Source organism: Aeromonas sp. 25-AL00135 (assembly GCF_054052385.1).
This window is the reverse complement of the sequence record NZ_JBSTYQ010000008.1, coordinates 208,131-220,281: the sequence shown is the minus strand read 5'-3', so window position 1 is coordinate 220,281 and position 12,151 is coordinate 208,131. Positions and strand designations below refer to the sequence as shown.

The window sequence follows — 12,151 nt, the reverse complement described above, 5'->3', positions numbered from 1 at the left end:
GGCCCGCGCGCCCCCAACCATACCCCCCCCCCCCCCGCGCCCCCCCTTGGGCCCCCCCCCGCGGGTGACAAAAAGCATTGATGAGGCGCGGCGAGGGCCTTTAGCCGAGCGCGGTATCGAGGGTCATCATCAGGGCAAAGCCTGCCATCAGGCCGAGGGTGGCATAGGTCTGGTGACCGTTGCGGTGAGTCTCCGGAATTACCTCGTGCGAGACCACAAACAGCATGGCGCCGGCGGCGAGCCCAAGTCCGATGGGGTAGGCGATGGCAAGGCCGCTGGAGAGCCCCACCCCGAGCAGGGCGCCAATCGGTTCGAGCAGGCCGCTGGCGATGGCGACCAGCACCGCCACCGAGGGGCGAAAACCGGCGGCGCACATGGCCAGCGCCACCGCCAATCCTTCCGGAATATCCTGCAGTGCGATGGCAGTGGTAAGCGGCAGCCCCACCGACATATCCCCCTGCGAGAAGCTGACCCCGATGGCCATCCCCTCCGGCAGGTTGTGCAGGGCGATGGCAAAGACGAACAGCCAGACCCGGGAGCAGCTCTCGTGACCGGGGCCGCAGGGGCCGGTTTTGTCATGTTCGTGCGGGGTGAACTGATCCAGTCCCAGCATCAACAGCACCCCGAGCATCATGCCGACCACCACCACGGCAGCGGCGCTAAAGCCGTTGCCGGTGATCCCCTCGGCGGCCTCCAGCCCCGGCAACAGCAGGGAGAAGGCACTGGCCGCCAGCATCATGCCGGCGGCAAAGCCCAGCATGGTGTCCTCTACCTTTTGTGGTACCGAGCGCAGAAACAGGGCGGGCAGGGCGCCAATGGCGGTGGCGGCAAACCCGGCGGCACCACCGATCAGGCCATAGCGCACGCCGCTGGTCACCTCGCCGGTAGCGAGCATGATGATACTCTGCAACAGCAGCAGCAAGACGGCAGCCAGCGCGATAAAGAGACCGAGGGCGGTAAGTGGCCGCGCCTGCAGTTGTTCACGCAGCTGGGCAGACCAGGTTGAAGCTGGCAGATACGAGCTGTTATCCATAAACAGGGCCTCTTGTTACAGCAAATGGTTACAACGAAGGGGGATGGCGCTCCGCCATCGGGTCATGTTGGTCATTACAACGAGTTGATGGTCCCTTGTCCATGCCACTGCCTCGATTGCATTTATCGGTTAACTATTTGAAATGATTTGGTCGCTATAAATATTTTGTGATGAATGTCGGGTTGTGAAGGAAATCAGCTTGCATTCATTTGGTGGAATCTGGTGAAGGATTAGGCGATATTGTGATAGAATTCGCGCCTCGCGAAATCGTCCTTCCCCCGCTTTCGCAACCTTCCATCTCCCGTCAGGAATGGCCGGGATCAGCTCATACGGATGTGATCGCTACTGTTTACCTGCTTGTCAGCAGTTGAGGATCAACAGCCAACCATGTTTTACAAGAATCTCTCCATCGGCAAAAAGATTGCCGTGGTTTTTGCGGTCATTGCCGCAGTCAACGTTGTCTTCGGTGTTTTTCTCTCGAATGAATTGCGCGGCGTGCGCGATCGGGTGCTGAATTTTACCGACTCCACTTTGCCGAGCGTGCTATCGGTCGAAACCCTGCTCTACGACGTCTCTTATGTACGTCGGGCCCAGTTTGCCCTGCTGATGGTGGATGATGCCGCCGACCTGCAGGCCCGTCGTGGCCGCATTCAGGAGAATATTCGCAAGGTTGACGAGGCATTTCGTGCCTACGAGGCGACCGTAGGGGCCGACAACGAGCGTCAGGTGTTTAACCAAGCCAAACAACAGTGGCTCACTTATCAACGTTCGGTAAACGAGTTTGATATGCTGCTGGTGCAGGGTCAGCACGAGCAGGCCAAAACCCAGCTGTTTGCCTCCAACCCGCTCTTCGGGGCGCTGGAGCAGGCGGTCAACTCGCTGATCCAGGTGAACCTCGGTTTCGTCAAAGAGAACCGTGGCAGCCTGCTTGGCAGCGTCAGCATGGTGACCACCTTCGCCATGGTGAGCATCGGTGCCCTGCTGGTGTTCATGGTGGTGATGACCTGGTTCCTGACTCGCCAGATCTGCCTGCCGCTGCAAGCCGTGGTGGCTCAGGCCAACGCCATTGCCGCTGGCGATCTGACCCATCAGCTGGAGCGTCAACATATCGGCCGCGACGAGCTGGGCATGCTGGCCAAAGCCTCTCTCAAGATGCAGGACAACCTGCGCGGTCTGATTGAAGAGGTGGTGGCTGCGGTTACCCAGTTAGGGGCGGCGATTGACGAAGTGAGTGCGGTTTCCGAACAGTCTGCCAAAGGTATTCAGAGCCAGCAGCAAGAGATTTCGCTGGTGGCGACGGCCATGACCCAGATGAAAGCGACCGTTGCTGATGTGGCGGGCAATACAGAGCACACTTCTGAGTCTGCCAGTGCGGCTAATACCTTAGCCCGCAAAGGTAATCAGGATGTGCAGCGCTCGCTGGTGGCCATCACCCGGGTTGCCGAGGAGATCGAGCAGGCCGGTACGCTGGTGACCGAGCTGGAGCGTGAATCTGCCCAAATCAACGTCGTTGTGGATGTGATCCGTGGCATCGCCGAGCAGACCAATCTGCTGGCCCTCAATGCGGCCATCGAAGCAGCCCGCGCCGGCGAGCAAGGCCGTGGCTTTGCCGTGGTGGCCGACGAGGTGCGCACTCTGGCGGGTCGTACCCAGGCCTCGACCGGCGAGATCGTGGCCATCATCGAAACCCTGCAGGCGCGCGCCAATCAGGCCAAAGAGGTCACTGGCCAGAGCTGCGAAATGATCCGCCAGTGTGTGGATCAGAGCGAGCAGACCAGTAACGGCATCCAGCAGATTGAAGAGGCGGTCGCCCAGATTGCCGACATGGCGATCCAGATTGCCAGCGCCTGCGGCGAGCAGGATGCGGTCTCCGACGAGCTGGGCCGCAACGTCGAGCGGATCAACGAGTCCGCCAACGAGGTGGCTCTGGGCGCCGATCATACTGCCCGCGCCTGTCTGGAGCTGAGCCAGCTGGCGGTGGGTCTGAAGCAGACCATCGGCCGCTTCCGCCTCGCCTGATAAAGGGGCTGGCGTACGCCGGCCTCTTCATTCATAAAAGTCGGGGCGCTTTGTATGCCCTCACGACACCCGGCCATGTGCCGGGTGTTTTTTTATCTGGCGATGGGTTCGAGGCCTGATGGTTGGTGTTCTTCGCAAGAGGATGAAGATCAGGGCAAACAGGAGGCCAGGTTTTTATCCCGGCCTGAGTACGGTGATATTCAAGAAGGTTGGTTAAGGCGTATTTGCTAACGAGAGAAGGGCGACGAACTGTTTTGGGGATGGGGAACGGGGCGAGCAGTTGGGGCGTATGCTACGGGGAAGAAGAGCATAAGCAGTTGGTTGGAATGCTCTGACAGGGTATATCGCAGCAATAAAAAACCGGCTTGCGCCGGTTTTTTTATCTGTCTGCTCGAAGGCTGGCTTATTTAGCCAGAGACTCCGGTAGCTCTTCGCGGATCTTGCCCAGCATCTCTTTCAGGACGCGCGGGTTGGCAACCACGATGTTGCCGGAGTTTTCGTAGTTGTGACCACCTACGAAGTCGGTGACGATGGCACCAGCTTCTTTGGCCAGCAGTTCACCGGCAGCGGTGTCCCAGGGTTTCAGGCCGATTTCCCAGAAACCGTCGATACGACCGGCAGCCACATAGGCCAGATCCAGTGCGGCAGAGCCGGAGCGACGGATGTCGGCACATTCAATGAACATGCTCTGGAACATCTTCAGGTAGGACTCGATGTGGTGCTTTTGCTTGTAGGGGAAACCTGTGGCCAGTACTGTGCCAGCCAGCTCTTTGGCTTTGCCGACACGGATACGGTAGCCGTTCAGCTGGGCGCCGCTACCACGGGTAGCAGTGAACAGTTCGTCACGGATGGGATCGTAAACAACGGCTTGCTCGGTTTTGCCTTTTACGCGCAGGGCGATGGAAACGGCAAAGTGCGGAATGCCTTTGACAAGGTTGGTCGTGCCATCCAGTGGGTCAATGATCCATTGGTAGTCCGGATTGGTACCGGCAATCTCACCAGACTCTTCAGCAACAATGCTGTGCTCCGGGTAAGATTTTTTGATGGTGTGAATGATGGTCGCTTCGGCTTCACGGTCAACGTTGGTCACGAAGTCATTGCTGCCTTTTTGGATAGCCTCAATGTTCTCAGGCTGGGAGAAGGCTTTTACTACAACTTGACCGGCGTTGCGCGCAGCGCGCACGGCGATATTCAGCATCGGATGCATAGGTTCACCACTGGATGTTAAAGAACGGGGGATAAAAGGACGCGGTATGATACCAGTATTTTGTGCGATGGCAACTGTTATCCCCCTACGACCAATTGATTACCACTGCCAGATTTGACGGCTCCAATATAGACCAGATCTGCGCTAGTCTTATCCCAGCAGCCGGATACAGGCTGTCATGAGCATAGGGATGTGAACCATGAATTTGTCATTAGTGAGTCAGAACGTGTCAGCTGCCAGCGAGGGACTGTTGGCCATCTTGCGGTCATCACCCGAGTATGGTGATCACTTTGCCCACATCACCGTGACCCCCCTGGCCCAGTGGCAACCGGCCAAGACGGAGGCGGCGATCCTGCTGATCGACGGCGATGCGCCCTGGCAGGATGCCGGATTTGCCCGGGGAGAGGATGAGACGATCGGTTTGCCGGTCTTGCCGCTGCTGATCCGCAAGGGGGACAAGGAGCTGACGGTCTGCGGGCCGGATGTGCGTGACCCCCGTTTCTATTTTGTCTCAAACGGCATCGTGCTGGATGAGTCGGAGCTGGCCGAGCCTGCCTGCAGCCGGGTGCTGTTGCGCAAGCTGGAGTCCTACTTCCCGCTGCTTTCCCGCCTGATCATGCTGCGCCAGCGCAAGCCGGTCGCCGTGATCAACTAATATCTACCATCGCCAGAGCGCACTAGCGGCGTACCGTAGCCTTGTTTGGCCAGCGGTGCGCCGCTTTTTAATGGTCTGGAGCCGGTCACTTGTTGCAAGATGAGGCGGCTATGGTGTTGCATCCTGTTCAAATCGTGCAATCTGGCTATGACCAACAAGGAGTGAATCATGATCGACTTTTACACCGCCGCGACCCCCAATGGTTTCAAAGTGGCCATTGCACTGGAAGAGCTGGGTTTGCCCTATCGGGTCATTCCCCTCGATTTGTCGGCACTGGATCAGAAGAAGCCCGAGTTTCTCGCCATCAATCCCAATGGCCGCATTCCGGCCATCGTCGATCGGGATAACGACGATTTCGCCGTATTCGAGTCGGGCGCCATCCTTATCTATCTGGCGGAGAAGGCGGGCAAATTGTTGCCGGCCGATCCCAAACGCCGCTCTCAGGCCATTCAGTGGTTGATGTTCCAGATGGGCGGGGTAGGGCCCATGATGGGGCAGGCCAATGTCTTCTACCGCTATTTCCCCGAGAAGATCCCTGCCGCCATCGAACGCTACCAGAAGGAGGGGCGCCGCCTGTTTGAGGTGCTCGATAGCCATCTGGCCCATCACGAATATCTGGCGGACGAGTACAGCATCGCCGACATTGCCACCTGGCCCTGGGTGCGGATTTATGACTGGAGCGGCATCTCCATCGAGGGATTGCCCCATCTGCAAGCCTGGATGGATCGGATGGCCGCGAAGCCTGCCTGCCAGAAGGGGATCACCATACCGCCGCGCAAGGAGCAGCCCGATGAGCTGATCAAGCAGGCGCAGCAGATGGTAACACGTTGATTTTTAACTGCTGACGGGGCGTAAAGCCCCGTAATATTAGAAAAACTAAGGCAAGCCGATTATAAAGATTCGTTCGTTTTTTGTGAGCTGAATCACTATGATGCCCCCATACCACCAAGCGTCCTGTGCGGTGGCTTGGCGGGCTCCCCGCCTACTGTTTCCAACACTGTTTTTGATTGCATCACAGCCTCTGTGATCAGATTCCTCTGGGCCATTTTGTGCCAGAGGGCGGCAGCATTTTTTCGATTTTTTGGGACTGATATGGATCGGCACAGTTTTTATCCGTTGTTTTTACTGACCATTCTGATGGTCGCTGTGGGCCAGATGACCCAGACCCTCTATGTCCCCTCCATTCCCATGATGGCGGGGGACTTCAATGTGGCCTCGGGTCAGCTGCAGGCGGTGATGGCCTGTTACCTGATCCCCTATGGCCTCTCCCAGTTTGTCTACGGGCCGTTGTCGGATCGCATCGGTCGTCGTCCGGTGCTGATCGTCGGCATGATGGTGTTTCTGGTAGGCACCCTGATCATTCAGGTCATCCCCCATTTTGCCGCCCTGCTGGTGGGCAGCTTTATTCAGGGGCTGGGTACCGGTGCCGGTGGCGCCATGAGCCGTACCGTGATGCGCGATCGCTACAACGGCGCCGAGCTCAACCGCGCCAACAGTCTGGTGAGCATGGGGGTGATCTTCTCCCCGCTGCTGGCGCCTGTGCTTGGGGGCTGGCTGACCGAGCTGTTCAACTGGCGCGCCGGTTACTGGTTCCTGTTCGGTTTTGGTGCCGTAGCCACTCTGGCGATCATGGCCTGGTTTGGCGAGACGCTGCCTGCTGCTGCCCGTCAGCCACTGCGCGTCGGTGCTGCCTATCGCCACGTGCTGGGCAACCCCAAGTTTCAGGGAAACCTGCTCTGCCTCATGGCGACCTTTGCGGGACTGGCGGTATTTGAAGCGGCGGCCGGTGTGCTGCTGGGCGATGTGCTGAAACTGAGCGCCCGTACCGTGAGCGTGCTGTTTGTGCTGCCGCTGCCCGGCTATCTGTTCGGTGCCTGGCTCTCTGCCAAGCTGAGCTTCCGTTTGACTCAGGGCAAACTGATGCGTCTTGGCATCGCCTTTCTGGCGCTCGGCTCCCTCATCATTCTGGTGCCGGGGTTGTTCGGGGTGGTGAGTGCCGCCTCGCTGGTCGGTGGTGCGGCTGTCTACTTTATCGGTAGCGGTATTCTCTACCCGACCGCCACTTCCTGTGCCATCGAGCCCTTTCCGGGTCAGGCCGGCACCGCGGGGGCCATTCTCGGCGGGATGCAGAACCTGGGGGCGGGCGTGGTGACCCTGCTGGCGGCCGGTTTCCCGATGACCGGTCAGGTGACTTTGGGTGCCATCATGACCCTGATGGTGCTGATCGTGGCGCTGAGTTTTGTCTGGCTGCGCCACCACGGCTCGCCGCACGAGCAGATGGCGATTTGATGCCCGCGCTTGCTCTCTGAAAGCCCGCCTTCTGGCGGGCTTTTTCTTTGCCAGAACCTAATGCGGCCTACTGCTCGGCATGCGTCAAGGCGCGTTTGCCGGTTCACCTTCTGCCACCAGTTCAAGAAAGGCGCGCATGGCGGGGGTGATGCTCTGCTGGCGGGTCAGAAAGGTGGTATGGCCGATATTCTCCAGCGGAGCGAGCGGCAGGCAAACGAGATCCGAGAGCTTGCTGGCAGAGCGGGCGAGGCCGGCGCTGACGATGGCCCAGCCCAGCCGGTGGCGTACGGCGCTGACCAGATGGAACAGCGAGTCGGTCTCCAGTACCACGTTGAGCGAGCTTCCCCCCTGCTCGGCGGCGCGGTCCAGATATTGGCGAAATTGCATGGTGCGGCTGGGCAGCACCAGCGGCTGTTGCTGCAGTTCAGCAAGCGCAATGTCGCTGCTGTGCGGGTACAGATCCGCTTCGTCACGGTTCATCAGCACCGCCATCTGGTTGGCGCTTTGCGGGTAGACATGAAAGGCGCGCCGGCCAGCTCCGCCGGCGGGTTCATCAAATCCCAGTCCGATATCGCACTGATGCAGATCCAGCTGTGATAGCAGCGCTTCGTTGCTGAGCACCGACAGGCGAATGATGATGTCGGGATAGCGCTGTTTGCAGCGGGCGATAAACGGCATGATGTCGAGATTGGACTGGGGCACAATGCCGATACGCAGGGTGCCGGAGAGTTCGCCCTGGAACAGCGCCAGCTCCTGCTTGAGCGCCTCCTGTTCCAGCAGCATCCGTTCGGCATACTGGCGTACCAACTCGCCCGCCTCGGTCAGGGCGACAAACTGGCTGGTGCGTACCACCAGATCGGTGCCGACACTCTTTTCCAGCGCGGTAATGCTGGCCGAAAGGGTGGGTTGGGTGATGTGGCAGGCTTTGGCCGCTTTGGCAAAATGCCGGTGTTTGGCCAGCTCGTGAAAGTAGTGAAGTTGCTTGATGTTCATCTGGTTGTAGTGAAACGGGCCGCTGAAGAATCAATCAATTGAAAAGACATATCTGATAGAACGACTCTATCAGGATATAGATTTATTTCATTGGTTTTGCGTCAGTCGCCTCTCTAAACTTGAATGCAGCTTGCATTTTTAGGCCAACCTGCATGCCTGCCCATTCTCCCGTCGCAACCCCCACCAACTTGCCGTCACTGGATCATTTGGTGGAAGAGGTAGCCGTCGCCATCAACATCAATGGCATCAACCATGCGGTGATGATGGCGACCCCGGACGATCTCGACGACTTTGCTGTCGGCTTTCTGTTTGGCGAGGGGATCATCCGGCATAACCACGAAGTCCACGATATCCAGGTCGCGCCAGCCGAACAGGGTATTGTACTGGATGTGACCATCGCCAACCGCTCTCTGGCCGCCCTGACCGAGCACAAGCGCCGGCTGACCGGGGTGACCGGCTGCGGCATCTGCGGTGTAGCGGCGGCGGAGCAGGCGCTGCCCGCATTGCCGGTGTTGCCGCTGACGCCGCCGCTGGATGGGGTATTGCTGGCGGGGCTGCGCCCGCAGATCGCCCAGTGGCAGCTCAAGGGGCAGCAACACGGTGCCCTGCATGCGGCGCTGGCGCTGGATGCCGAGGGGCGGATCCTGCACTGCCGGGAAGATATCGGGCGCCACAATGCCCTCGACAAGCTGATCGGCCTGCTGCTGCGTCAGCAAAGTGCGTGCGACACCCTGGTGGTGACCAGCCGCTGCGGCAGCGAGCTGGTGCAAAAAGCCGCCCGCTTCGGTGCCCGTCATCTCATCTGCCTGGCATCGCCCAGCCAGCTGGCGGTCAGGTTGGCCCTCAAATACAACCTCAACGTCGTTCATATTCCCAAGTTTGATGCCCCGGTCAGCTATTCGAGCTATCGCCCGGCGGATCCCATCGGAGAGTGCCATGAGTCATATTGAAAAGCCCGCCAAAGCCGGCGGTTTCTCGTCCCTGCAATCCACCATGAAACAGGTGCTGCGCAGCCAGAAGACCCGTCAGAACATCAAGAACCTGCTGCGGGTCAACCAGACCGACGGCTTCGATTGCCCGGGCTGTGCCTGGGGTGACAACGACCACGGCACCTTCCAGTTCTGTGAGAACGGCGCCAAGGCGGTGGCCTGGGAGTCCACCGGCAAGACGGTGGGGGCCGAGTTTTTCTCCGCCCACTCGGTGCGCCAGCTGGCCACCCAGAGTGACTACTGGCTCGAGTATCAGGGGCGGCTGACCGAGCCGATGCGCTACAACCCGGCGACCGATCACTATGAGCCGGTAAGCTGGGATGACGCCTTCTCCCTGATTGCCGACACTCTCAAGGGGCTGAATAGCCCGGACGAGGTGGAGTTTTACACCTCGGGGCGTGCCAGCAACGAGGCTTCTTATCTTTATCAGCTGTTTGGTCGCCTGTTTGGCACCAACAACTTCCCCGACTGCTCCAACATGTGCCATGAGGCGAGCGGGGTAGCGCTGATCCAGTCGGTCGGCATCGGCAAGGGCACTGTGGTGCTGGATGACTTCGACCAGGCCGATGCGGTGTTTGTCTATGGCCAGAATCCGGGGACCAACCACCCGCGCATGATGAATGCCCTGCGTCAGGCGGCGCGCGGTGGCTGCAAGATCGTCAGCTTCAACAACTTGAAAGAGGTGGCGCTGGAGCGCTTCGCCAGCCCGCAGAGCCCGCTCGAGCTGCTTACCCCGGCGGCCACCACCATCAGCCACCAATACCTGACGCCGAAACTGGGGGGCGACATGGCCGCCATCCGCGGTATGGCCAAGTACATCCTGGAAGAGGCGCCAGAGGCGGTGGATCGCGACTTTATCGCCCGCCACACCCACCACTTTGCCGAGTATGAGGCGCAGGTGCGTGCCACCGACTGGGCCATGATCGAGCAGCAATCCGGCCTGACCCGCGCCGACATCGTGCAGGCTGCCCGGGTCTTTGCCGCCAGCCAGCGCATTATCAGTTGCTGGGCCATGGGGGTGACCCAGCACCTGCACTCGGTTGATACCATTCGCGAAATCGTTAACCTGCACCTGATGCGTGGCCAGATTGGCAAGCCGGGGGCGGGACTCTGTCCTGTACGGGGCCACAGCAACGTGCAGGGCAACCGCACTATGGGTATCAACGAAAAGCCGACCGCCGCCTTTATCGAGCGGCTCGAGCGTCACCTGCAGGTGAGCCTGCCACGGGCCCGTGGCCACAACGTGTACGAAGCGCTCAAGGCGTTGGACGAAGGCAAGAGCAAGGTGCTTATTTGCCTGGGTGGCAACCTGGCTGCAGCGGCGCCCGACACCGACTTCACCTACGGGGCGATAAAAAAAGCCGAGCTCAACGTGCAGATCAGTACCAAGCTCAACCGCAGCCATCTGCAGGTGGGCAAGGCGGCGCTGATCCTGCCCTGTCTCGGTCGCACCGAGCTCGACATCCAGCGCACTGGCAACCAGAAGATCACGGTGGAGGACACCTTCAGCATGGTGCACGCTTCGACCGGTGCGGCCGAGCCGGTGTCGCCCCTTTGCCTCTCCGAGACCGACATAGTTGCGCGGATGGCTCATGCCACTGTGGGCAGCGAGCGGGTCGACTGGCTGGCCCTGCGCGATGACTATGCCCGTATCCGTGATCTCATCGAGCAGACCATCGCCGGCTTTGCCGATTTCAATGCCCGCATCCAGCAGCCGTGCGGTTTTCATCTCGATAACTCCGCGGCGCTGCTGACCTGGAATACCGCCAGTGGCTGCGCTGAGTTTCGTGCCAGCCCCCTGCCGCAATCAGTGCTGCCGGAGTGTACCCGCCATGCCGAACAGATGAACGACCAGCCGGTGTTGCTGCTGCAGAGCTTGCGCTCCCACGATCAGTACAACACCACCATCTACGGCATGGATGACCGCTATCGCGGCATCAAGGGCCAGCGCAACGTGGTGTTCATGAACGAGGCGGATGCTCGCCAGCTTGGCTTTGCCGAAGGGGATCGGGTCGACATGGCGGCCATCTGCAACGATGGGCGCGAGCGCATTGTTACCGGATTCAACGTGGTGATCTACGAGATCCCGCGTGGCAACATCGCGGCCTACTATCCGGAGACCAACCCGCTGGTGCCCATCGACAGTATCGGGGCCGGGTCGTTTACCCCCACCTCCAAGTCCATCCCGGTGCTGGTGACGGCCTCCCGCCAGCAGGAGAATTTGTTGCTGCTCAAATAGAAGCGCTAACGCGACTGGCTGCGCTAACACAGCATGCACTGTGAATGCGGTGATGCCCCGGGTGAGCTTTTCATCCGGGGCATTTTTTCAGCTCTGAAAGGGGGAGGGGGAGTTGATCATCAGGCAAAGAAAAAGCCCGTCACGCTGGTGACGGGCTTTTGCTGTTGGTACCCCGAGATGCCGTTGCCGGTTTGGGCCCTTGAACCGTCGGTTCAAGGCGGGGATCGGATCTGACCGCAGGCTTCTCAGTCGTGCCGAGCATGCGCAATAGCCAGAAGGCAGATCCCCTGTTTGGTATGAATATCGGCTCGGGGACTTGAACCGGCTGACAAACATCCCAGGGAATTTTAAAACGGTTTGCGATTAGGGCTGTTGCCCCTCTTCGCTGGAATCACCATATTGTCCGTGCTCGATCAGGGCCGCTTCGATGGTGCGCTGCAGCATCTTGATCCGCTTGTCCATGGTCTCAGAGTATTGGTGGTTCTTCTCTTTTTCAAGGCAGAGCTCATGACAGAAATTGAGCGCCGCCATGATAGCCAATTGCTCGTTGCTGGAGACTTTGGAGCGTTGACGCAGGTCGATCAACTTGTCGGTCAGCTGCTCGGCGGCCTGGCGCAGGGCATCCTGCTGTCCCAGGGGACAGGATACCTTGTAGGGACGTCCCAAAATGACGATTTCTACGGCCTCTGTGCTCATGCCTTCCTCAATACGGCGGAGCTGATTTCCG

At 59.6% G+C, this 12,151-nt stretch carries 10 protein-coding genes and 1 other RNA gene; 6 read left to right on the top strand and 5 right to left on the bottom strand.

Annotated elements, in window-relative coordinates; genetic code table 11:
* Nucleotides 1-100: 100 nt before the first annotated feature.
* The gene (locus ACW5XC_RS09950; RefSeq protein ID WP_042053152.1) at nt 101-1,033 is read right to left on the bottom strand and encodes a ZIP family metal transporter; all 933 of its coding nucleotides are present in this window, start codon (nt 1,031-1,033) and stop codon (nt 101-103) included.
* Nucleotides 1,034-1,420: 387 nt separating this feature from the next.
* On the opposite strand from ACW5XC_RS09950, the gene ACW5XC_RS09945 reads away from it, so the two are divergent.
* Nucleotides 1,421-3,052 carry a methyl-accepting chemotaxis protein gene (locus tag ACW5XC_RS09945; protein WP_042053150.1) on the top strand — a complete coding sequence of 544 codons (1,632 nt, stop codon included), beginning with the start codon at nt 1,421-1,423 and terminating at the stop codon, nt 3,050-3,052.
* Nucleotides 3,053-3,455: 403 nt separating this feature from the next.
* Here ACW5XC_RS09945 and suhB read toward each other — a convergent pair whose 3' ends face one another.
* Complete coding sequence (gene suhB, locus ACW5XC_RS09940) at nt 3,456-4,259, bottom strand: inositol-1-monophosphatase (protein WP_042053148.1); 804 nt, start codon at nt 4,257-4,259, stop codon at nt 3,456-3,458.
* 199 nt (nt 4,260-4,458) lie between these two features.
* Here suhB and ACW5XC_RS09935 point away from each other — a divergent pair, with 199 nt between their 5' ends.
* The 3 genes from ACW5XC_RS09935 (at nt 4,459) to emrD (ending at nt 7,203) form a co-directional block, all read left to right on the top strand.
* Complete coding sequence (locus tag ACW5XC_RS09935) at nt 4,459-4,914, top strand: hypothetical protein (protein ID WP_005352991.1); 456 nt, start codon at nt 4,459-4,461, stop codon at nt 4,912-4,914.
* Between the two features lie 168 nt (nt 4,915-5,082).
* The gene (locus tag ACW5XC_RS09930) at nt 5,083-5,745 is read left to right on the top strand and encodes a glutathione S-transferase family protein (protein ID WP_042053145.1); all 663 of its coding nucleotides are present in this window, start codon (nt 5,083-5,085) and stop codon (nt 5,743-5,745) included.
* Between the two features lie 261 nt (nt 5,746-6,006).
* Entirely contained in the window at nt 6,007-7,203 is a 1,197-nt protein-coding gene (gene emrD / locus ACW5XC_RS09925; protein ID WP_005333920.1) for a multidrug efflux MFS transporter EmrD, read from the top strand.
* Between the two features lie 84 nt (nt 7,204-7,287).
* Here emrD and ACW5XC_RS09920 read toward each other — a convergent pair whose 3' ends face one another.
* Nucleotides 7,288-8,196: a LysR family transcriptional regulator gene (locus tag ACW5XC_RS09920; protein WP_042053144.1), complete on the bottom strand. Its 909-nt coding sequence runs from the start codon at nt 8,194-8,196 to the stop codon at nt 7,288-7,290.
* Between the two features lie 152 nt (nt 8,197-8,348).
* On the opposite strand from ACW5XC_RS09920, the gene fdhD reads away from it, so the two are divergent.
* Together fdhD and ACW5XC_RS09910 are read left to right on the top strand one after the other, a co-directional pair.
* Nucleotides 8,349-9,146 carry a formate dehydrogenase accessory sulfurtransferase FdhD gene (gene fdhD, locus ACW5XC_RS09915; protein ID WP_042053143.1) on the top strand — a complete coding sequence of 266 codons (798 nt, stop codon included), beginning with the start codon at nt 8,349-8,351 and terminating at the stop codon, nt 9,144-9,146.
* The gene (locus tag ACW5XC_RS09910) at nt 9,133-11,424 is read left to right on the top strand and encodes an FdhF/YdeP family oxidoreductase (protein ID WP_074042645.1); all 2,292 of its coding nucleotides are present in this window, start codon (nt 9,133-9,135) and stop codon (nt 11,422-11,424) included. The genes fdhD and ACW5XC_RS09910 overlap by 14 nt, the downstream gene beginning before the upstream one ends.
* Before the next feature lie 165 nt (nt 11,425-11,589).
* Here the strand turns inward: ACW5XC_RS09910 and ssrS are convergent.
* Nucleotides 11,590-11,771, bottom strand: a non-coding RNA gene (gene ssrS / locus ACW5XC_RS09905) — 6S RNA.
* Nucleotides 11,772-11,787: 16 nt separating this feature from the next.
* Nucleotides 11,788-12,120, bottom strand: coding sequence for a cell division protein ZapA (gene zapA, locus ACW5XC_RS09900; RefSeq protein WP_005333910.1), 333 nt, complete (start codon nt 12,118-12,120; stop codon nt 11,788-11,790).
* Nucleotides 12,121-12,151: the final 31 nt, after the last annotated feature.

What these genes read in the sequence shown, in the direction of transcription:
- ACW5XC_RS09930 (WP_042053145.1), top strand. Translation starts at nt 5,083, where the DNA reads ATGATCGACTTTTACACCGCCGCGACCCCCAATGGTTTCAAAGTGGCC.
- zapA (WP_005333910.1), bottom strand. Translation starts at nt 12,120, where the DNA reads ATGAGCACAGAGGCCGTAGAAATCGTCATTTTGGGACGTCCCTACAAG.
- ACW5XC_RS09945 (WP_042053150.1), top strand. Translation starts at nt 1,421, where the DNA reads ATGTTTTACAAGAATCTCTCCATCGGCAAAAAGATTGCCGTGGTTTTT.
- emrD (WP_005333920.1), top strand. Translation starts at nt 6,007, where the DNA reads ATGGATCGGCACAGTTTTTATCCGTTGTTTTTACTGACCATTCTGATG.
- ACW5XC_RS09935 (WP_005352991.1), top strand. Translation starts at nt 4,459, where the DNA reads ATGAATTTGTCATTAGTGAGTCAGAACGTGTCAGCTGCCAGCGAGGGA.
- ACW5XC_RS09910 (WP_074042645.1), top strand. Translation starts at nt 9,133, where the DNA reads ATGAGTCATATTGAAAAGCCCGCCAAAGCCGGCGGTTTCTCGTCCCTG.
- fdhD (WP_042053143.1), top strand. Translation starts at nt 8,349, where the DNA reads ATGCCTGCCCATTCTCCCGTCGCAACCCCCACCAACTTGCCGTCACTG.
- ACW5XC_RS09950 (WP_042053152.1), bottom strand. Translation starts at nt 1,033, where the DNA reads ATGGATAACAGCTCGTATCTGCCAGCTTCAACCTGGTCTGCCCAGCTG.
- suhB (WP_042053148.1), bottom strand. Translation starts at nt 4,259, where the DNA reads ATGCATCCGATGCTGAATATCGCCGTGCGCGCTGCGCGCAACGCCGGT.
- ACW5XC_RS09920 (WP_042053144.1), bottom strand. Translation starts at nt 8,196, where the DNA reads ATGAACATCAAGCAACTTCACTACTTTCACGAGCTGGCCAAACACCGG.